The sequence below is a fragment of the Microbacterium sp. NPDC056057 genome, from assembly GCF_042266945.1.
In the GTDB taxonomy this organism is placed as follows: Bacteria; Actinomycetota; Actinomycetes; order Actinomycetales; family Microbacteriaceae; genus Microbacterium; species Microbacterium trichothecenolyticum_C.
The window spans coordinates 101,479-123,214 of record NZ_JBHJWS010000001.1 but is presented as its reverse complement, the minus strand read 5'-3'; the positions used below and the strand labels follow the sequence as shown (position 1 = coordinate 123,214).

General features: G+C 71.8%; 11 protein-coding genes. All 11 read left to right on the top strand.

Annotated elements, in window-relative coordinates; all coding sequences use genetic code 11:
• Positions 1-11 precede the first annotated feature (11 nt).
• Positions 12-2,258 (top strand): LLM class flavin-dependent oxidoreductase, encoded by a 2,247-nt coding sequence (locus tag ACFC1K_RS00480; RefSeq protein ID WP_375871136.1) that lies wholly within the window; start codon positions 12-14, stop codon positions 2,256-2,258.
• Between the two features lie 168 nt (positions 2,259-2,426).
• Positions 2,427-4,793: an ATP-binding cassette domain-containing protein gene (locus tag ACFC1K_RS00475; protein WP_375869979.1), complete on the top strand. Its 2,367-nt coding sequence runs from the start codon at positions 2,427-2,429 to the stop codon at positions 4,791-4,793.
• A 277-nt stretch (positions 4,794-5,070) separates the two neighbouring features.
• The gene (locus tag ACFC1K_RS00470) at positions 5,071-11,070 is read left to right on the top strand and encodes an Ig-like domain-containing protein (RefSeq protein ID WP_375869978.1); all 6,000 of its coding nucleotides are present in this window, start codon (positions 5,071-5,073) and stop codon (positions 11,068-11,070) included.
• Positions 11,071-11,108: 38 nt separating this feature from the next.
• Positions 11,109-12,080, top strand: a complete 972-nt coding sequence (locus tag ACFC1K_RS00465; RefSeq protein ID WP_375869977.1) for an AAA family ATPase — start codon at positions 11,109-11,111, stop codon at positions 12,078-12,080.
• Entirely contained in the window at positions 12,080-13,342 is a 1,263-nt protein-coding gene (locus ACFC1K_RS00460; RefSeq protein ID WP_375869976.1) for a DUF58 domain-containing protein, read from the top strand. The genes ACFC1K_RS00465 and ACFC1K_RS00460 overlap by 1 nt, the downstream gene beginning before the upstream one ends.
• Entirely contained in the window at positions 13,339-15,867 is a 2,529-nt protein-coding gene (locus ACFC1K_RS00455) for a transglutaminaseTgpA domain-containing protein (protein ID WP_375869975.1), read from the top strand. The genes ACFC1K_RS00460 and ACFC1K_RS00455 overlap by 4 nt, the downstream gene beginning before the upstream one ends.
• Positions 15,864-17,096: an RDD family protein gene (locus ACFC1K_RS00450; RefSeq protein ID WP_375869974.1), complete on the top strand. Its 1,233-nt coding sequence runs from the start codon at positions 15,864-15,866 to the stop codon at positions 17,094-17,096. Before ACFC1K_RS00455 ends, ACFC1K_RS00450 begins: the two co-directional genes overlap by 4 nt.
• Positions 17,093-17,950, top strand: a complete 858-nt coding sequence (locus ACFC1K_RS00445; protein WP_375869973.1) for a PP2C family protein-serine/threonine phosphatase — start codon at positions 17,093-17,095, stop codon at positions 17,948-17,950. Before ACFC1K_RS00450 ends, ACFC1K_RS00445 begins: the two co-directional genes overlap by 4 nt.
• Positions 17,950-19,347: an FHA domain-containing protein gene (locus ACFC1K_RS00440; protein ID WP_375869972.1), complete on the top strand. Its 1,398-nt coding sequence runs from the start codon at positions 17,950-17,952 to the stop codon at positions 19,345-19,347. Before ACFC1K_RS00445 ends, ACFC1K_RS00440 begins: the two co-directional genes overlap by 1 nt.
• The gene (locus tag ACFC1K_RS00435) at positions 19,344-20,969 is read left to right on the top strand and encodes a serine/threonine-protein kinase (protein ID WP_375869971.1); all 1,626 of its coding nucleotides are present in this window, start codon (positions 19,344-19,346) and stop codon (positions 20,967-20,969) included. The genes ACFC1K_RS00440 and ACFC1K_RS00435 overlap by 4 nt, the downstream gene beginning before the upstream one ends.
• The gene (locus tag ACFC1K_RS00430; protein ID WP_375869970.1) at positions 20,957-21,709 is read left to right on the top strand and encodes a hypothetical protein; all 753 of its coding nucleotides are present in this window, start codon (positions 20,957-20,959) and stop codon (positions 21,707-21,709) included. Before ACFC1K_RS00435 ends, ACFC1K_RS00430 begins: the two co-directional genes overlap by 13 nt.
• Positions 21,710-21,736 lie beyond the last annotated feature (27 nt).

Below are 21,736 nucleotides of genomic sequence, written 5' to 3'. Positions count from 1 at the left end.
CGTTCGAATGGATCGTGGACTACGGACACGCGCTCGAGTTCGGCGCTTTCATCACCCCCTCTGCCGCGACCCCTGAGGCGCCGGTGCTGCTGTCGCAGGTGGCCGAGGCATCCGGTCTCGATCTCGTCACGTTCCAGGACCACCCGTATCAGCCCGCGTTCCTCGACACGTGGACGCTCATGTCGTTCGTCGCGGCACGCACCTCGTCCATCCGCATCGCGCCCAACGTGCTGAACGTGCCGCTGCGCCCGCCCGCCGTCGTGGCCCGGGCCGCCGCGAGCATCGACCTGCTGTCGGGCGGGCGGTTCGACCTCGGCCTCGGCGCCGGCGGCTTCTGGGACGCGATCGAGGCGATGGGCGGCACGAGGCTCACTCCGGGTCAGGCGGTGACGGCGCTGGGGGAGGCGATCGACCTCATCCGCGAGCTGTGGCGCACCGACGAGCGCCGGGGTGTGTTCACCGACGGGAAGTTCCACCCCGTGCACGGCGCGAAGCGCGGACCGCGGCCGGCGCACGACATCCCGATCCACATCGGCGCGTACAAGCCGCGCATGCTCGCGCTCACCGGCCGCAAGGGCGACGGATGGCTGCCGTCGCTCGGCTACCTTCAGCCGGGCGACCTCGCGAAGGGCAACGCCGCGATCGACGAGGCCGCGGAGTCGGCCGGCCGCGACCCGCGCGAGGTCCGGCGCCTGCTCAACATCGGGCAGCTCGCCGCCGATCCGCAGGAGTTCGCCGAGCGCCTGGCCCGCCTCGCGATCGACGACGGCATCGGCACGTTCATCATCGCGGCCGACGACCCGAACCTGCTCCAGCGCTTCGGCGAGGACGTCGCCCCTGCCGTGCGCGAGCTCGTGACCGCCGAACGCGGGACCCGCGGGGTCGACGCCGCGCCGGTGCGGTCGGCGGCGGCGCTCGCCGCCCGCCGTGACGGCATCGCGTACGACGACGTGCCGGCCGGCCTCCGCGCGATCGAGCCCGGAGACTTCGACTACGGCGACGTGCGCGCCACCTACATGCGCGGCGGACGCCCCGGCCTCGTGCTGCAGCCCTCGTCGTCCGAGCAGGTCGCCGAGGCGCTCGCCTTCGCGCGCCGGCATCCCGAGCTTCCCCTCGCGGTGCGCAGCGGCGGCCACGGCATCAGTGGCCGCAGCACCAACGACGGCGGCATCGTGATCGACCTCCGCAGTCTCGACGAGATCGAGGTGTTCGACGCCGACCGCCGGCTCGTGCGCATCGGGCCGGGCGCGCGCTGGGCACAGGTGGCCGCGGCGCTGGGCGAGCACGGCTGGGCGCTGACGTCGGGCGACTACGGCGGCGTGGGGGTCGGTGGTCTCGCGACGGCGGGCGGCATCGGCCTGCTCGCCCGCGAGCACGGCCTCACCATCGACCACCTGCGCGCCGCCGAGGTGGTGCTCGCCGACGGCTCGATCGTGCGGACGGATGCCTCCACCCATCCCGACCTCTTCTGGGCGATCCGCGGTGCCGGCGCGAACGTCGGCATCGTCACGGCCTTCGAATTCGAGGTCGACGAGGTCGGGCAGGTCGGCTACGCGCAGCTCGCGTTCCAGGTGGACGACGTCGCGGAGTTCCTCGAGGGCTACGGCCGCATCGTCGAGGAGTCGCCGCGCGACCTCACGCTGTTCCTCCTCACCGGCGGACCGCGGCCCGGCCAGCCGCAGGTCGTCCAGCTGTACGGCATCGTCGACTCCGACGACCCCGACACGATCATCGCCCGGTTGCAGCCGTTCGCCGAGCTCGCCCCGCTCGTGCAGCAGTCCGTGCAGCTCACGACGTACCCGCAGATCATGGCGAACGCCGACCTCGGGCCGCAGCACGGCGCCGGCGAGCCGCACAGCCGCTCGGGTCTGATCGAGCACGTCACGCCCGCGTTCGCTGCGGCGGTGGAACGGATGCTGCAGTCCGGTGCCGTGCCGTTCTTCCAGCTCCGCGCGGTCGGCGGCGCGGTGGCCGACGTGGCCGAGGACGCGACCGCGTACGCGCACCGGTCGGCGAACTTCTCGGTCGCCGCGCTCGGATCCCACCCCGACCGGCTCGACGCGCAGTGGCGCACGCTCGCCGACCACGTCGACGGCATGTACCTCAGCTTCGACTCGTCCGAGCGGCCGGAGCGGATCGCCGAGGCCTTCCCACCCGCCACGCTGACCCGGCTGCGCCGCGTGAAGGCGACCTACGACCCGACGTGCGTCTTCCGCGACAACTTCGCGATCGAGCCCGCGGAGTCCGACGCGGCCTGAGGCGCAGCATCCATCCCCGTCTTTTCCGGGTTTGGGGCGCGCGCCGCGCGGTCGGGGCGCGTGCCGTGCGCCCCGAACGTTCGCGGTGCGCCCCGAACCGCGGGGTGGCTCCGGATCGAGCAGGATTCAGGAAGCGCGGTGTCCGGGTTCCCGGGCATACTCGTCGGCATGGCATCCGAGTCCCACATCGCTGATTCGCACGAAGTCATCCGCGTCGTCGGCGCCCGCGAGAACAACCTCAAGGACGTGTCGGTCGACATCCCGAAGCGGCGGCTCACCGTCTTCACCGGGGTGAGCGGGTCGGGCAAGTCGTCGCTGGTGTTCGGAACGATCGCCAACGAGTCGCAGCGCCTCATCAACGAGACGTACCCGACGTTCGTGCAGCAGTTCATGGGGCAGCTGAGCCGCCCCGAGGTCGACGCGCTCGAGAACGTGAGCCCTGCGATCATCGTCGATCAGGAGCGGATGGGGTCGAACGCGAGGTCCACGGTGGGCACCGCGACCGATGCGCACGCGATGCTGCGGCTGCTGTTCAGCCGCATCGGCGTGCCCCACGTCGGCTCGCCGCAGGCGTTCTCGTTCAACATCCCGTCCGTGTCAGGAGCAGGGGCGATCACCCTCGAGAAGGGCGGCAAGAAGGTCAAGGAGCGCCGCTCGTTCGAGATCACCGGGGGCATGTGCCCGCGCTGCGAGGGCCTCGGCGAGGTGAGCGACGTCGACCTCGACGAGCTCTACGACAAGACCAAGTCGCTGAAGGACGGCGCCATCCAGGTCCCCGGCTACAACCCCGACGGCTGGATGGTGAAGGCCTTCACCGAGTCCGGCTTCGTGGACCCCGCCAAGCCCATCCAGGACTACACCGAGCAGGAACGCGCCGACTTCCTCTACAAGGAGCCGACGAAGGTCAAGATCGCCGGCATCAACATGACCTACGAGGGTCTCGTCCCGAAGATCACGAAGTCGATGCTCCAGAAGGACCGCGAGGCGCTGCAGCCCCACATCCGCGCGTTCGTCGACCGCGCCGTGAAGTTCCTGCCCTGCCCCGACTGCGGCGGCACGCGTCTGAACGAGGGCGCACGGTCTTCGAAGATCAACGGGACGAGCATCGCGGATGCCGCGGCCATGCAGATCACGGACCTCGCGGTGTGGCTCGACACGGTGGACGACCCCTCCGTCGCGCCGCTCATGGTGGGCCTGCGCCAGACGATCGCGTCGTTCATCGACATCGGACTCGGCTACCTGTCTCTCGACCGCGCCTCGGGCACGCTCTCGGGCGGCGAGGCGCAGCGCACCAAGATGATCCGGCACCTCGGTTCGGCGCTCACCGACATCAGCTACGTCTTCGACGAGCCCACGGCGGGCCTGCACCCCCACGACATCGAGCGGATGAACCGGCTGCTGAAGCTGCTGCGCGACAAGGGCAACACCGTGCTCGTGGTCGAGCACAAGCCCGAGGTCATCGAGATCGCCGACCACATCGTCGATCTGGGCCCCGGCGCCGGCCGTGCGGGCGGCGAGGTGCAGTACGAGGGGGATGTCGAGGGTCTGCGCACGTCCGGCACGATCACCGGCCGTCACCTCGGCGACCGCGCGCGCCTCAAGGACTCGACGCGGGTCGCGAAGGGCGCGCTCGAGATCCGCGGAGCCACTCAGCACAACCTCAAGGAGGTCGACGTCGACGTGCCGCTCGGCATCCTCACCGTCGTGACCGGCGTCGCGGGTTCGGGGAAGTCGTCGCTCATCCACGGCAACGTGCCCGGCTTCGACGACGTCGTGGTCGTCGACCAGTCGCCCATCAAGGGCAACCGCCGCTCGAGCCCGGCGACGTACACCGGCATCCTCGACACGATCCGCTCCGCGTTCGCGAAGGCCAACGGCGTGAAGCCCGCCCTCTTCAGCGCCAACTCCGAGGGCGCGTGCCCCGCGTGCCGGGGCCTCGGCGTCATCATCACGAACCTCGGCTTCACGCAGACCGTCGAGACCCTGTGCGAGCTGTGCGAGGGGTCGGGCTTCAGCGACGAGGTGCTCGAGTACACCCTCGACGGGAAGAACATCGCCGAGGTGCTCGCGATGTCGGCGGCAGAGGCATCCGTCTTCTTCACGAAGGGCCCGGCGCACACGACCCTGATGCGCATGATCGACGTCGGCCTCGGCTACATCACGCTCGGCCAGGCGCTCAACACCTTGTCGGGCGGCGAGCGGCAGCGCCTCAAGCTCGCGATCTCGATGGCGAAGAAGGGCGCGATCTACGTGCTCGACGAGCCCACCACGGGGCTGCATCTCGCCGATGTCGAGAACATGCTCGGGATGCTGGACCGCCTCGTCGAAGCCGGCAACAGCGTGATCGTGATCGAGCACCACCAGGCCGTGATGGCGCACGCCGACTGGATCATCGACATCGGTCCGGGTGCGGGTCATGACGGCGGCTCGATCGTGTTCGAAGGCACGCCGGCCGAGCTCGTCGCGGGCGCAGAGACGCTGACGGCCCAGCATCTGCGGGAGTACGTCGGCGCGTCGACACGCGCAGCGACCTGATCGCTTCCTGAGCCTGTCGGAGGATGGGTGATTGTCCCCATCGATCCTCTCTGATCAGGCGGAATACGATCTCCTGAGTTGACACTTCCTGTCTCGTCGCACGCCGTGCGCCGGGTTAGGCTGGAGTGTTCCCCCAGGTCTTCTGTGAGCTCGCGACGCCCCTCGCCGGGGTCCCACGCCACGACAAGACACACGACACCCCGGAGGAGGCCGAGGTTCGATGAGGTCTTTCGCATGGCTGCGATCACGCCCGCGCGCGCTCGCATCGGCAGGCGCGGTGACCGCTGCCGCGGTCACGATCACGACGCTCGCGTTCGTCTACCAGGGGGTGCCCACCACCGAGGTCGACCTCCACGACGGCGGCGTGTGGGTGACGAAGCAGTCCAGCCTGCTCGTCGGTCACTTCAACCACGAGTCGCAGGTGCTCGACGGGGCTCTGCGCACCACGAGCGACGAGTACGACATCCTCCAGTCGGGCAGCACCGTCCTCGTCGTCGATGACGCCGGCTCCTCCGTCGGCGTGGTCGATCCGGCCATGGTCGCGCTCTCCGGTGCGGCCGGCGTGCCCGCCGACGCCGATGTGGCGCTCGGCGGCGAGACGGTCGCCATCCTCGACCGCGCGTCCGGCGACCTGTGGGTTGTTCCCAGCACGAGCATCGGCTCGTTCCAGATCGAGGGCACAGACCCGACCGCCAACGTCGGCAAGGGTGCGGATGTCGCCGTCGGGGTCGACGGCGTCGTGTACGCCGTCTCGCCGAAGACCGCCGAGCTGGTGACGATCCGCGTCGGCGCGGACGGCACCCCCGAGGAACCGGCTCGCTCCGGACTCAACGACCTCGGCGACAGCGCGGAGCTCACGGTGACGGCGGTCGGCGACAAGCCCGCCGTGCTCGACACCGCCACCGGCACCGTGATCGTCGACGGCCGCGCGACCGAGATCGACGGCGGACGCAACGCCGTCCTGCAGCAGCCGTCCGCGGCATCCGATGCCGTCTCGCTCTCCACGGCATCCGCCTTCGTGCGCGTGCCGTTCGACGGATCCGAGCCGAAGTCCGTCACGGCCGGTGCCGAGGGCGCGCCCGCCGCGCCGGTCTGGCTCGACGGCTGCGGCTACGCCGCGTGGACGGGGTCCGGCAGGTTCGTGCGGGACTGCGCGGGCGAGGCCGACGACCTCGCGGCCGACATCGACGGCATCGAGCCGACGTCGCTGCTGAAGTTCCGTGTCAACCGGGACGTCGTGGTGCTCAACGACGTCGTCGGCGGTGCCACGTGGATGGCCGTCGAGGACCTCCAGCGCGTCGACAACTGGGACGAGATGACCCCGCCCGAGGGGGAGACCGAGGACGACGAGCAGACGACCGAGGAGACGACCGAGACCGTCCTCCCCGAGCGCTCCGACATCAACACCCCGCCCGACGCCAACGACGACGACCTGGGCGTGCGCCCGGGCCGCACCACGATCCTCCCCATCCTCGACAACGACAGCGACCCCGACGGCGACGTCCTGACGACGCGTGTGGTCGACGGCGGGCCGTCGGTCGGCGAGATCCAGTCCGTCGACAACGGCCGCTCGCTGCAGATCGCTGTCCCCGAGGACGCGCAGGGCTCGACCTCCTTCACGTACGAGGTCTCCGACGGGCGCGGCGGCACCGACACCGCGAGGGTGTCGCTCGCCGTCCACGGCTGGGACGTCAACTCGCCGCCCACGCAGAAGCGCGTCACGACCGTGGCCGTCGAGGCCGGGGGCACCATCACGTACAACGTGCTCCCCGACTGGATCGACCCCGACGGGGACGACGTGTTCCTCGGCTCGGTGGAGCCCGCCGAGGGCGACGAGGCGGACTTCACGTCGGACGGCCGGATCACCTATCGAGCAGTCGGCGGCACACAGGGCCGCAAGGACGTCGAGATCACCGTCTCGGATGGCTCCGACGTGACCGTCGGCACCGTGCGTTTCGATGTCCGGCCGGTCGGTTCCATCGACCCGGTCACGAACGCCGACTACATCGCCGTGCGCACCGGCCAGACCGCGACCGTCTCGCCGCTCGCCAACGACGTCGGAGCGGGGCGCGAGCCGCTGCGCCTGGCACGTGTCGACCCGGTCTCCGGTGCCGACATCGTGCCCGACTACTCCAACAAGACCTTCACGTTCCGCTCCGCGACGCCCGGCACCTACTACGTCCAATACATGGTGGCGGCGGGCGCTTCCGGCGTCCCCGGCATCGTGCGCGTCGACGTCATCCCCGAGGGCGAGACCGACCTGCCGCCGGTCGCCGTGCGCGACGTCGCGCTGCTGCCGAGCGGTGGCGAGGTGCTCGTCAACGTCCTGACGAACGACTCCGACCCTTCCGGCGGCATCCTCGTGGTGCAGTCGGTGACGGTCGAGCCGAACTCGGGCGTCGCCGTGGCCGTGCTGAACCACGAGACCCTCCGCATCAGCGACCAGGCGGCACTGTCGGAGCAGGTGCGTATCTCGTACCGCATCTCCAACGGCTCGCAGTCGGCCGAGGGCGACGTCATCGTCATCCCGATCCCGGCCCCGGCGCAGCTGCGCCCGCCCGTCGCGAACGACGACCAGGTCGTGGTGCGCGCCGGCGATGTCGTGACGATCCCGGTGCTCGACAACGACTACCACCCGAACGGCGACACCATCCACGTCGCGCCCGATCTCGTGCCGCCGCTCATCGAGCCCGAGGACGGCGAGGTCTTCGTCTCGCAGGACACCGTGCGGTTCCGCGCATCCGATGAGCCCGGCACGGTCTACGCGACCTATGAGGCCGTCGACAGCACCGGGCAGAAGGACGCCGGCTACATCACCATCCAGGTGCTCCCCGTCAACGCCGACACGAACGCGGCGCCGCGGCCCCGAGACATCACCGCCCGGGTGCTCGCCGGGAGCCGCGTGAACATCGCGGTGCCGCTGGACGGCATCGACTCCGACGGCGACTCCGTCGAGCTCGTCGGGCTCGCCTCCTCGCCCGGCAAGGGGCGGATCACCGAGACCGGGGCCGACCACTTCGTCTACGAGGCATTCGACGACACCGCGGGCGTCGACACTTTCACCTACCGCGTGCGCGACCGCCTCGGCGCCGAGGCGACCGCGACCATCCGTGTCGGCGTCGCGCCCGCCGAGGGCGTGAACCAGGCGCCGTACGCCGTCAAGGACTCGGTGATCATGCGCCCCGGGCGCTCGGTCGCCGTCCCGGTGCTCGCGAACGACTCCGACCCCGACGGCGACGAGTTCGGCATCGTCAAGAACGGCCTGATCCTCCCCGACGTCGCGGGACTCAAGGCCAAGGTCGAGGGCAACCGCGTGGTCGTCACGTCGCCGTCGCAGCCCGTCGAGACCTCGCTGCAGTACACGATCCGCGATGCGCGCGGCGCCGAGGCGAAAGCGGTGCTGCAGATCACCGTCGCGGAGGACGTCCCCCTCCAGAAGCCCATCGCACGCGACGACTACGTGCGTGCGGCCGACGTCGAGGACGGCGTCGTCGACCTCGAGGTGCTCGCGAACGACGAGGACCCCGACGGCACGGTGGACGACCTCGAGCTGAAGGTCGCCGACACGAACTCGCGCGTGCTCGCCGACGGCAAGGTGCGCGTCACCCTCGGCGACGCCGGGCGGCTCGTGACCTACACGATCACCGACCGCGACGGGAACGCGGCATCCGCGTTCATCCATGTCCCGTCGCTGTCCTCGCTGCCTCCGACCCTCGTCTCGACAGAGCCCGTCGAGGTCAAGAGCGGTGAGACGGTCGAGCTGGCCCTCTCGAAGTACGTGCGTGCGGCGGGCGGCGGCAAGGTCGTCATCACCGAGGCCGCCAAGGTCACCGCCGCCCACAACGACGGCTCGTCGCTGATCAAGGACCAGACGACGCTCGTCTACACGTCGGCGCAGGGGTACTTCGGACCGGACGCCATCACGTTCGAGGTGACCGACGGCACGGGGCCCGACGACCCCGAAGGCCGGAAGGCGACACTGACCATTCCGATCACCGTGCTGCCGCCTGAGAACCAGCAGCCGACGTTCGTGAACGGGCAGATGGATGTCGCGCCCGGCGAGGATCCGGCGACGCTGGACCTCGGCGGCCTGACCACGGACCCCGACCCCGAGGATGCGGGCCGCATCGAATACCAGATCGTGGGCGGGTCGCCCGACGGCATGACGGCGTCGATCGAGGGCGACGAGCTGCGCGTGAGCGCGGCGGCCGACACCAAGAAGGGCACCGCGGCGACGATCCGCCTGAAGATCGAGGACGGCACGACCGAGCCGATCGAGGGCACGGTGGCGATCCGCGTGATCGCGTCGACCCGTGAGCTGCCCACCGCCAATGACGACATCGTGCCCGAGGCGCACCAGGGAAAGACGATCACCGTGCCGGTGCTCGCCAACGACGTCAACCCGTTCCCGGACAAGGCGCTGAAGGTCACCACCGCGGTCCTCGAGACCGGGCAGGGTGACACCGAAGTCGCCGGCGATCAGGTGCGGGTCACTCCCGATGCGAAGTTCTTCGGCACGATGGTCGTCCGCTACCGCGTGCAGGATGCCACGGGTGACCCCGACCGCGAGGTCGAGGGCCGCATCCGGCTGACCGTGCAGGGCAAGCCCGACGCTCCGGGCACGCCGATCGTCTCGAGCGTGCAGGATCGCACCGTCGTGCTGTCGTGGACGCCGCCGGCCAACAACGGCGCCGAGATCGAGCGTTACCTCGTCACCTCGACCGCGGGCAACTACGAGAAGGTGTGCCTCGCGACCACGTGCACGCTCGACGGGTTGACGAACAACGTCGAGTACAACTTCACGGTCGTGGCCGAGAACCGCGTCGGTGAGTCCGACCCGTCGGCGCCGTCCGAGACGGCTCGTCCCGACGCACGTCCCGACACGCCGGCGGCGCCGACCCTCGTGTTCGGCGACCGCAGCCTGACCGTGTCGTGGGTCACGCCGACGACGCCGGGCTCGCCGGTCGAGAAGTACAACCTCGAGATCTCACCGGCCCCGTCGTCGGGCGCCGGGCAGAAGACAGACGTCGTCGGCAACTCGATCGTGTGGGACGGCCTCCAGAACGGCGTCGCCTACCAGGTGCGTGTCCAGGCACTCAACCGTGCGCCCGAGCCCTCGAGCTGGAGCACGTGGTCCGTGAGCGAGATCCCGGCGCGAGCCCCCGATGCGGCCGCCGCTCCGACGACCGCTCGTCTGCAGCCGGTGGGTTCGCAGGCGCAGATGCAGGTGGCATGGAATGCACCGGCTGACAACGGCGACGCGATCTCGGGCTACCAGCTCGACGTCCTGCGGGGTTCGGCCCTCGTGAACTCCATCCCGGTTCCGGCGGGGCAGACGAGCCAGGCCGTCGTGGTCGACACCTCGACGACCGACTACACCTTCCGCGTCCGCGCGCAGAACAAGGCCGGCTGGGGACAGTTCAGCCCGAACTCCGCGCCGCAGCGCGCCTTCACGGCGCCGGCCGCTCCGACGAACGTCAGCGCGAAGGAGGGCGACCGCTCGCTCACCGTCACGTACCAGCCGGGGGCGCTCAACGGCGCCAACCCCGGTGAGGTCGGCTATCAGGCGTCGGTGAACAACGGCGGCTGGCAGGCCCTGGCCGGCAACGGCGTGATCGGCGGGCTGGCCAACGGCACGGACTACTCGGTCCGCGTCCGCGCGGTGTCGACCGTCAGCGGTGCGAGCGAGCCCGGTGCACCCTCCGCCGCGTCCAACACCGTGAGACCCTACGGACCGGTCGGCAACCCCACGGTCAAGGCGAACGCCAACGGACGTTCCATCACGTACTCGTGGAGCCCGCCGTCGCCCAACGGCCGCGCCATCACGCAGATGCAGATCCGCATCGACGGCGGCGGCTGGCAGAACGTGGCGAACAACGGCTCGACGTCGGCCAACTACGGCTACAGCGAGACGCACCGGATCGACGCGCGCGCACAGGATGCCGCCGGGCAGTGGAGTGCGGTCGTGTCGGACTCGGCACGGACGGTGGATGCTCCGAAGCCCACGGCCGTCACGGGCAAGGGGGCGTCGGGCAACTGGCCCGGCTACTGCACGACGTACTCCTGCGCGTACATGACCGTGACCGTGACGAATTTCCCCGCCGGCAACTACGTGCTGCGCTGCAACGACGACGCTGCGGGCACGTGGGGGTCGCGCACTTACTACGTGCCGGAGAACGGCACGGTCCAGCTGAGCTGCTACTACGGCAACCCGGGGCGCCGGGCGTGGGTCTCGATCGACGGCTGGGGAACCGCCGATCCGGTCACCTGGTACTGACCGCCCACGAACAAGACACAACGAGAAGCGAGAAACCCATGACGATGACCCCAGAACAGGCGGCCTGGTTCCAGGGCACCTTCACGCGACTGGTCGACAACGTCGACCAGGCCCTCATGGGCAAGCGCGAGGTCGTGGCGCTGGTGCTCTCGGCGATGCTCGCCGAAGGCCACGTGCTGTTGGAGGATGCTCCGGGCACGGGCAAGACGAGCCTCGCCAAGGCGCTCGCGGCCACGGTGCAGGGCACGAGCAGCCGCATCCAGTTCACGCCCGACCTGCTGCCCTCCGACGTGACGGGCGTCACGATCTACGACCAGGCCTCGCACCGCTTCGAGTTCCACCGCGGTCCGGTGTTCGCGTCGATCGTGCTGGCGGACGAGATCAACCGCGCCTCGCCGAAGACCCAGTCGGCGCTGCTGGAGGTCATGGAGGAATCGCGGATCACGGTCGACGGCGTCACTCACGACGTCGGCCGCCCGTTCCTCGTGATCGCGACGCAGAACCCCATCGAGCAGGCGGGCACCTACAAGCTGCCCGAGGCGCAGCTCGACCGCTTCCTCGTGAAGACCTCTATCGGCTACCCCGACCTCGCCGTGGCCGAGCGCATCCTCGCCGGCGCGGCCGACCGCAACCCGTCGGCGCACCTGCCCGCGATCATCACGACCGGCGCGGTCGCCGACATGGCCGACCTCGCCGGCACCGTGCACGTCGACCCGGCCGTGCTGCGCTACACCGCGCAGCTCGCCGAGGCCACGCGCAACGACCCGGCCACGCGCGTGGGCGTGTCGGTGCGCGGTTCGCTCGCGATGATCCGCATCGCCAAGGTCTACGCCGCCGCCCAGGGCCGCCACTTCGTGCTGCCCGACGACGTCAAGGCGCTCGTCGCACCGGTGTGGACGCACCGCATCGTGCTCGATCCCGAGGCCGAGTTCGCCGGCACGTCGGCCGAGACCGTCATCGGGCGCGTCCTCGAGTCGGTGGCCGCACCGCAGGCGAGGTCCGCGGCCTGATGACGACCGAAGCACTCGGGCAGACGGCGTCCACCGCGGACCGCCGCGCCTGGTACGGGCAGCTGATGCTCGGCGCGCTCCGGCGCGTCGGCGCGGTGCTCGGCCGCGTGTTCGGGGTCGTGCGCCCCGTCGCCTGGGTGCTCATCGCCGGTGCGCTCACGCTGTGGATCGCCGGCCAGTCGCTCGGCTGGTGGGAGCTCACCGTCGCGGCGATCTCGATCACCGTCGTGCTGGCGCTGTGCCTGCTGTTCCTCATCGGCCGCACGGCCTACGACGTGTCGCTCGACCTCAACCGCACGCGCGTCGTGGTGGGGGAGCGGGCCGTGGGCGCGCTGACGCTCGCCAACACCGGCTCGCGCGCGATCCTCCCCTCGCGTGTGCTGCTGCCGGTCGGAGGCGGGCGTGGCGTCTTCGACGTGAACCGGTTGGCCGCAGGTGAATCCGCCGAGGAGCTCTTCGCCATCCCCACGTCGCGTCGCGCGGTGGTCAAGGTCGGCCCGGTGAGCGTCGTGCGCGGCGATCCGCTCGGCCTCTTCGAGCGCGTGCACCGCCGCGACGAGCCGGTAGACCTGTTCGTGCACCCGCGCACGGTGCTGTTCGACGGGCAGTCGCTCGGGTTCCTCCGCGACCTCGAGGGCCTTCCCGCCACCGACCTGTCGCCGGACGACGTCTCGTTCCACGCGCTGCGCGAGTACCAGCCCGGCGACGACCTCCGCCACGTGCACTGGAAGTCGACCGCGCGCACCGGCCACATGATGGTGCGCCAGTTCGAGGAGACCCGCCGCTCGCACTTCGTGATCGGGCTGTCGACGAGCCCCGGCGATTACCGCGACGACGACGAGTTCGAACTCGCGATCTCGGCCGCGGGCTCCCTCGGCCTGCGCGCCCTGCGCGACTCGCAGCGCGTCGAGGTGCGCGTGCAGGAGCGCGCGCTGCCGTCCGGCACGGGCAAGCAGTTCCTCGACTCGCTCTCGGGCCTCGGGCACTCGAAGGCGAAGGCGGGCTCGGTCGTCGAGCTCGCCGGCGTCGTCGCCGCGACGCTGCCGCTCGCGAGCGTGGTCGTGCTGGTGTGCGGCAGCAAGGTCGATTCCAACGCTCTGCGCACCGCGTGCAGTCGCCTGCCGTTCGGCGCCCGCGTGCTCGCCGTGGTCGCGTCGCCCAGTGACACCGCGCCGTCGCTCCGGAGGATCGGCGAAGCGGATGTCGTGACCCTCGGCGCGCTCGACCAGCTCCCGAACGCCCTCCGGAAGGTGCTCGCATGAGCGCGCCGGTCACGCCGCTTCCGACGCGCGCCGCGCCCGCCGCTCCCGTGCGGGCGGCAGCATCCAGCCCCCGCGTCCCGCGCGTCGACCCGCTCCCGGCCCGCCGCTGGATCCTCGACCTCGGCGCCGTCGCGCTGCTGCTGCTCATCCCGATCGTCGGATTCGCGCCGACGTTCGACGGCGCGAGCTACCTGGTCGCCGCTCTCGGCGGGCTCGTGCTCGGCATGGGGCTGGGCGTGCTCGGCCGGCTCTTCCGCTGGGGCATCCTGGTGCTCACGGCCGCCACGATCGCCGTCTACTTCCTCGTCGGCGGGGCGCTCGCGCTGCCGCACACCACGGTCGCGGGCGTCATCCCCACCCTCGAGACGCTGCGTCAGCTCGCGCTCGGCGCCGTCATGTCGTGGAAGCAGCTCCTCACCACGATCGCTCCGGTGGCGACCGACGACGGCCACCTGATCGTTCCGTTCATCCTTTCGCTCGTCGCGGCGGTGCTGACGACGTCCCTCGCCCTGCGTCTGCGCAGCGCCGCGTGGGCGCTGATCCCGGCCGCCACGTTCCTCGCGATCGCGATCGCGCTCGGCACGTCGGAGCCCTTCGTGCCGGTGGTGCAGGGTGTCGCGTTCGGACTCGTCGCGGTCGTATGGCTGGCGCTGCGCCAGGCGTGGCAGCCGCAGGCGGCCGCGATCGCGGTCGGCGAGGGGTCCGCGAAGTCGGGCGCGGGCATGCGGCGCGTGCTGATGGGCGCCGCCGTCGTCGCGATCGCCGCCGTCGTCGGCGTCGCGACCAGCGGATTCGCGGCACCGTCGTCCCCTCGGTACGTGCTGCGTGACGTCGTGATCCCGCCGTTCGACATCCGCGAGTTCGCGAGCCCGCTGCAGTCGTTCCGCGCCTATGTGCGCGACCACCCCGACGACCCTCTCTTCACGGTGAGCGGCCTGCCCGAGGGCGCCCGCATGCGACTGGCGACGATGGACGCGTACAACGGCACCGTGTACAACGTGTCGGACGACGGCAGCGGTTCGTCCAGTGCCTTCGCGCCCGCCCGCACCAACATGTCGGCCGACGCCGAGGGCACACCCGCGACGGTGCACGTCGAGATCGGGGAGCTCGAGAGCGTGTGGATGCCGGATGCCGGTGCCGTCCGCAGCGTCACGTTCGACGGCGACCGCGCCGACGACCTCCGTCGCACCGCGCACTACAACGAGGCGACCGAGACCGGGGTCGTCACCGTCGGACTCGAGAAGGGCGACGAGTACACGCTCGACGCCGTGATCCCCGAGGTGCCGAGCGATGAGGCACTCGGCGAGCAGAGCTTCGCCCCGCTGCGGATGCCGAAACAGACCGGTGTGCCCGAGGCGCTGGCCGACATCGCATCGAAGACCGTCGCCGAGGCCGAGACGCCCGTCGAGCAGGTGCGCGCGCTGCAGCAGATGCTGTCGGAGGGCGGCTACTTCAGCCACGGTCTCGCCGGCCAGCCGCTCTCGCGCGCCGGCCACGGCGCGGAGCGCATCGCGACCCTGCTCGGCTCGGAGCAGATGGTGGGCGACGACGAGCAGTACGCGACGGCGATGGCCCTGCTCGCCGGCCAGGTCGGCATCCCCGCGCGCGTCGTCATGGGGTTCTACCCCGACGAGGACGCCGCCGGCGCGCCGGTCTACACCGCGACGGGCGAGACGCTCCACGCGTGGGTCGAGGTCGCGTTCGACGGCGCCGGATGGGTGCCGTTCGACCCGACGCCGCCCGAGGACCAGGTCCCGAGCGACCAGACGACGAAGCCGAAGGCCGACCCCAAGCCGCAGGTGCTGCAGCCGCCGCCCCCGCCCGCCGAGCCCGTCGACCTGCCGCCGACCGTCGCCGACGACCGCGGCTCGGAAGACGAGAACGCCTTCGACGCGGGCCTGCTGTGGACCATCGTGTCGATCGGCGCGGGCCTGCTGGGCCTCCTCGCGGTGCTGCTCGCGCCGTTCATCGTGATCGGAGCCCTGAAGGCCACGCGGCGCCGCAAGCGCCTCGAAGCCGAGCGCGCGTCCGACCGCATCAGCGGCGGGTGGGACGAGCTCGTGGATCGCGCCTCGGACTTCGGGGCGCCCGTGCGCCCCGGCGCGACGCGCCAGGAGGACGCCGGCGTGCTCACCGCGGCGTTCGCCGAGCCGCGGGTCGCCACCCTGGCCTCCCGCGCCGACCTCGAGGTGTTCGGTCCGACCGAGCCGTCGCCCGACGACATCGCGGCCTTCTGGATGCAGGTCGACGAGATCGTCGGCGGCATGGGGAAGGGGCGCTCGGTGTGGCAGCGTCTCGGCGCGAGGCTCAGCATCCGTACACTCCTCGAGGGCACGCGATTCGCCCTGCCTGCGCGTCCGGCACGGGCACCGCGCCCGACGCCGACGCGTGACGCCGTCGCCGACGCGCAGCCCGACGCGCCGGACGCCGCTCCGGCCCAGACGTCGACCCGGCGCTCGCGCCGCGGCAGCAAGACCCGGAGCGCACCCGAGCGCTCCGCCCACCCCGCACAGGAGAACGAATGACCGTGAGCCCGCCAGGCGCCGCCCCCGCGGCGACCATCGGACGCCGTGTGGGGGCGTTCGCGATCGACATCGGCGTCGCCTGGGTGATCGGCGCCGCGCTGGTCGGCATCGTCGTGGGCATCATCTTCGGTGTGGGTCCGGCCTGGCAGCGCGACGGCCTGGCGGTCATGATCCTGCTCAGCTACGCCGGCATCGGTCTCCTGCTGTTCGCCTGGTGGCTGGTCTACTCGGCGATGCAGGGCAGCCGCGGCGGGTCGATCGGGCAGCGGATCCTCGGGCTGCGCCTGCACGACGCCTCTTCGGCCGCCCCGATCGGATTCTGGCGCGCTATCCTCCGCAACCTCGTGTTCAGCCTCGCCGCGTCGATCGTGGTCGGCTACTTCACGCCCCTCTTCGACGCGAGCGGCCGTCGCCAGGGCTGGCACGACATGGCATCGCGCGCCGTGGTCGTCGACGTCCGGAAGGCGAATGCTGCGGCCGCCCTCGCCTCTATGACCGCGGCGAACCCTTACCTGCCGCATCCGGCGGGCGCCGCACCGCTGGCGCCCGCGCCGCCGCTGCAGCCCGCACCGCTGCCCGCACCGGGATTCACGCGCGCGCCTGCCCCGGCCGCAACACGGCCCGCCGCTCCCGTGCCGACCGGTGTGATCGCCGACGTCCCGTGGATCACGCACGAGCCTCCATTCACGCGCGCGGCCGAGCCCTTCCCCGACGTCACGATGCCGTTCCCTGCCGCGACGACGACCGAGCCGCTCGGCGCCACCGCGACCGTCACCGCCATCGCGCCTGCCGCAGCACCCGCGTTCGCAGCATCCTTGGCTCCCTCATTCGCGGAGGAGGACGTCGAGTCCACGCGCATCGTCGTGCCGCCGCCCGCCCAGCGGGCGGCGCTGTACGACGGTGCACCGGTGCTCGCGGTGCTCACGTGGGATGACGGCACGCGGATGGCCGTCTACGGGCGCACCCTCTACGGCCGCAACCCCGCGAGCGAGGACGGCGCGGTCGCGATCCCCGTGCGAGACGAGACGCTGTCGCTGTCGAAGACGCACTTCGAGGTCGGCGGCGACACCGCCGGCACGTGGATCGCCGACCGCCACTCGACCAACGGCACGACGCTCGTCCGCGACGGCGGACGGATTCCGCTCACCCCGGGCGTGCGCACGAACCTGCGCGACGGTGACACGCTCGAGTTCGGCGACCGGCGCGTGACGGTGGGGCTCGCGCGATGACCGGGACCACCCCGCCCATCGCGGTCGCGTTCGGGGCATCGACGGATGCGGGCCTGCGCCGTCGCATCAACGAGGACTCGTACCTCGCGGTGTCGCCCCTGTTCCTCGTGGCCGATGGCATGGGCGGTCACAACGCGGGCGAGATCGCCAGCGCGACCGTGATCCAGGAGTTCTCGGGCCTCATGGGACGCGAGAGCCTGACCATCGACGACGTGCAGGCGGCGGTCGTCGCCGCGCGCCGACGCGTCGCGGCGCTGCCGGCCGGCGCCGGTGCGGGTGCCGGCACGACCCTGGCGGGTGTCGTCATCGCCGACGTCGACGGCGAGGGCTACTGGCTCGCCCTCAACCTGGGCGACTCGCGCACCTACCGCCTCAGCGAGGGCCACTTCGAGCAGGTGAGCGTCGACCACTCGGTCGTGCAGGAGCTCGTCGACAGCGGACAGCTCGCCGCCGACGCCGCACAGCGCGACTCCCGCCGCAACGTGATCACGCGCGCGATCGGGGCGGGCAGCGACGCCGAGCCCGACTACTGGCTCATCCCCGCCGAGGACGGCGACCGCATCCTGGTGTGCTCCGACGGACTCTCGGGCGAGCTCGAGCAGGATGCGATCCATGGCATCCTCCTCGCCGAGGCCGACCCGCAGGCGGCCGCGACACGGCTCGTGCACGAGGCGATGGTGCGCGGCGGCCGCGACAACATCACGGCGATCGTCGTGGACGCCCTCGCGGTGCGCACCCGCACCAGCCGCGCGCACGAGCGCGACACGGTGCCGGTGAGCGCCGCCCCCACCACCGACGACGCCGACATCGACGGCGACACGCTGCCCCGCGCGGTGTTCGCGGGAGGATTCTGATGCCCACGCTCTACGCTCCGGGAACCACGCCGGTCGCCGTCACCCCGCGCGGATTCGCCGTGCTCGAGCCCGGCGCCTCGGCGTCGCTGCTCACCCGCATCCGGTCGGTGCTCGCCGACGGCCGTGGCCTCGGCGGCGTCATCGAGGCGCTCACCGGCGCGTACGGCGCATCTCTCACCGCGATCCCCGCGTTCGCGGTCGCGCTCGCCGACGGCGACGGGGTCCGCGTCGCCGTGCGCGGCGACTTCGCGTTCGACATCGACGGCGCGGCGTCCGAGAGCGTGTCGGGCGCCGGCGTCACGACGTGGACCGAGCGCGTCATCCCGGGCGCCGTGCGCGTCGCGCTCACGACCGCGGGCTCCGACGCGCCCGCCGAGTTCGAGATCGCCGACGGCATCGTGCTGGCGAGCCGGATCGAATGGGATGCTGCGGCCCCGACTCCGTCGCCGGCGGCCGCCGCCGTCCCGGCCCAGGCGGTTCCCATCGCGTCCGCCCCGGCTGTGGCCCCTTCGGCTGTGCCCGCTCCGGTCGAGGCCGTCCCCGTCGAGGCCGCTCCGGTCGAGGCCGTCCCCGTCGGGGCCGCTCCGGCCGAGGCCGCGCCGGACCCGCGGCGGCAAGAGACGCCGTCCGTTCCCGTGGCACCTGACCCGGGGACCGAACCGGCCCCGGGGGGCGTCATGGGGGTCCTCATCGACTCGAACTCCGTGCCGTCGGTCGTCGACGCCGAGACCCTGCTTCCCCTCGACTCGGCGCTCACCCCGCCCGCCGCGCCCGTGGTGTCGCTGCCGCCGGCCGGCCCGGCACCGGCCGGCGACGACGAGTTCGGCACGGGCTTCGACGACGTCTGGGGTGCCACGGTGATCCGGTCCGCCGACGACGGCCCGGTCCGCCTCGGCGAGGACGTCGAGGCCGCTCCCGCCGCGCCGCCCGCCGGCGACCACGACGGCGCCACGATCTCGCTGGCCCAGGCCCGCGCCTTGCGTGAGGCTGCGGGGGAACCGGGGACCGTCCCCATCGACTCGACCCCCGCGCCGCTCGCGCCGCCGCGCCCGCCCGCCCCCGGACGCGTCCGGGTGTCGACGGGGCAGGTGCTGCCGCTCGACCGCACCGTCGTGATCGGCCGGCGCCCGCGCTCGACGCGCGTGAGCGGCACCGATCTGCCGCACCTCGTGGCCGTCGACAGCCCCCAGCAGGACATCTCGCGCAGCCACGTCGAGCTGCGGGTCGAGGGGGAGAGCATCGTCGCGACCGACCTGCGCACCACGAATGGCACGACGCTGCTGCGCCAGGGCGCCGACCCCGTGCGGCTGCACCCGGGCGAGAGCACGGTGGTCATACCGGGCGATGTGCTGGACCTGGGCGACGGCATCACCGTCGCGATCGAGGGGCTGTCGTGAGCGCCAAGCGCGCGCCCATGGCGCCGCCGGATCTTCCCGGCTTCACCTACGTCGACCTGCTCGGCTCGGGCGGCTTCGCCGACGTCTTCCTGTACGAGCAGCAGCTGCCCAAGCGTCGCGTCGCGGTCAAGGTGCTGCTCACCGACCGCATGTCGAGCGGATCGGTGGAGGAGTTCACCGCCGAGGCGAACGTCATGGCGATGCTGTCGACGCACCCGGCGATCGTCACGATCTACCAGGCCGGCGTCGCGAAGGACGGCCGCCCGTACCTCGTGATGGAGTACTGCCCGCGGCCGAATCTGCAGGTGCGGTACCGGCGCGAGCCCTTCTCGATCGCGGAGTCGCTGCGCGTCGGTGTGCAGGTGGCGGCCGCCGTCGAGACGGCACACCGTGCGGGCGTGCTGCACCGTGACATCAAGCCCGCGAACATCCTCGTCACCGAGTACAACCGCCCGGCGCTCACCGACTTCGGCATCGCCTCGACCACGAACGCGGCCGCCGAGTCGGCGGGCCTGTCGATCCCGTGGTCGCCGCCGGAGTCGTTCGCCGACGTGCCCCGCAGCGACCCGCGCTCCGACGTGTACGCGCTGGGCGCGACCGCCTACACGCTCCTCGCCGGACGCTCGCCGTTCGAGCTGCCCGGGCAGCGCAACGGCGCGGCCGAGCTCATCCACCGCATCGAGACGCTGCCGCTTCCCGCTCTCGGTCGCGCCGACGTGCCGGTGTCGCTGCAGCGCGTGCTCGAGCGCGCGATGGCGAAGGCGCCCGTCGACCGCTACGAGAGCGCGCTCGCCCTCGCGCGTGCGCTGCAGACCGTGCAGATCGAGCTGTCGCACTCGGTCACCCCGATCGACATCCTCGACGACCACGTCCCCGAAGACATCGAGGAGGACGAGGACGACGGCCTCACCCGCGTCCGCGGCGTCGTCAGCATCAACCCCGAGACGACCCCCGCGGCGGGCATGACCCGCCCGTCGGCGGTCACGGCGCCGAGCGCCGCCGCCGTCGCGCCTCGGTTCGACCCCGCCCCCCTCGAGACCGAGACGGTCGCCCGCCGCGCACCCGCACCCGCGTCGGCGTACGAGCAGACGGTCCGGCGCGATCAGGTCGACCTGCCGGTGTCGCTCGACGAGACGATCGTGCGCGCTCCCGCGTTCGACGCGGCCCCTCCCCAGCAGGAGGAGGATGCTGCGCCCCCGCGTCGCCGCCGGACGGGACTCTGGATCGGGCTCGGCGCCGCCGCGCTCGTGATCGTCGCGGTCATCGTCGGGGTGTCGCTGCCGGGCATCCTGTCGGGCACCGCCCAGGAGCAGCCGAAGCCGAGCGAGTCGTCCAAGCCGCAGGATCCGATCTCGGCCGTCATCCCCTCGGTCACGGACGTCGTCGGATCGCCGGTGGAGGGGGGAGTGAGCTTCACCTGGACCAACCCCGACCCGCAGGAGGGCGACCACTACCTCGTCACGCCTGTGTCGGTGAGCGACAGCGACCCCGAACCCGAGCCCGTCGATGTCGCCGAGATCGTCGTGCCCGCCGCCGCCTCGGGGCCGACGTGCGTCGATGTGGAGCTGGTCCGTGCGAACGGGCAGTTCCAGAACGAGCCCACCCGGGGGTGCACGCCGTGACGGCCGCAGAGGTCGACGAGCTCAGGGTCGAGTTCGCGGGCGAGGAGTTCTCCGTCGATCCCGGCACCGTGTTCACGGTGGGCCGCGAGGGCGACCTCGCCATCGACGACAACCTGTTCCTGCACCGCAACTTCCTCACGATCCAGAACGTCGAAGGGCTCTGGCTGCTGTCGAACGTCGGCTCGCGCCTGTCGGCGACGGTCACCGACTCGGGCGGGCGAGTGCAGGCCTGGCTCGCACCGGGTGCACGGCTGCCGCTCGTCTTCGCCGCGACATCCGTCATCTTCAGTGCCGGCCCGACGACGTACGAGCTCACCATCCACGCGGCCGAGCCGACCTTCCGCGACACGCAGCCGCCCGCCGACGACGACGGCCTCTCGACGATCGGCGAGGTGCCGCTGACGCACAGTCAGCGCGTCATGATCCTCGCGCTCGCCGAACCCGTGCTGCGCCGCGAGGGCACCGGCATGAGCGAACTGCCGACGTCGGCGCAGGCCGCCGAACGGCTCGGCTGGACGCTCACCCGCTTCAATCGCAAGCTCGACAACGTGTGCGACAAGCTCGATCGCGCCGGCGTGCCCGGCATGCGCGGCGGGGTGCGCTCGTACGCCACGAACCGCCGCGTGCGACTCGTCGAGCACGCGATCGCGGCACGCCTCGTCACGCGCGACGACCTCCCCCTCCTGGACGTCGAGCACGAGAGCTCGCTCCGCGACGAGCCTGAAGCGGACGAGGCCTGAATCGCGCCGCTCGTCGGCTCACCCGGC

Excerpts from the sequence above, each read along its gene's own strand:
- ACFC1K_RS00445 (WP_375869973.1), top strand. The coding sequence starts at position 17,093 with ATGACCGGGACCACCCCGCCCATCGCGGTCGCGTTCGGGGCATCGACG.
- ACFC1K_RS00440 (WP_375869972.1), top strand. The coding sequence starts at position 17,950 with ATGCCCACGCTCTACGCTCCGGGAACCACGCCGGTCGCCGTCACCCCG.
- ACFC1K_RS00450 (WP_375869974.1), top strand. The coding sequence starts at position 15,864 with ATGACCGTGAGCCCGCCAGGCGCCGCCCCCGCGGCGACCATCGGACGC.
- ACFC1K_RS00455 (WP_375869975.1), top strand. The coding sequence starts at position 13,339 with ATGAGCGCGCCGGTCACGCCGCTTCCGACGCGCGCCGCGCCCGCCGCT.
- ACFC1K_RS00460 (WP_375869976.1), top strand. The coding sequence starts at position 12,080 with ATGACGACCGAAGCACTCGGGCAGACGGCGTCCACCGCGGACCGCCGC.
- ACFC1K_RS00475 (WP_375869979.1), top strand. The coding sequence starts at position 2,427 with ATGGCATCCGAGTCCCACATCGCTGATTCGCACGAAGTCATCCGCGTC.
- ACFC1K_RS00465 (WP_375869977.1), top strand. The coding sequence starts at position 11,109 with ATGACGATGACCCCAGAACAGGCGGCCTGGTTCCAGGGCACCTTCACG.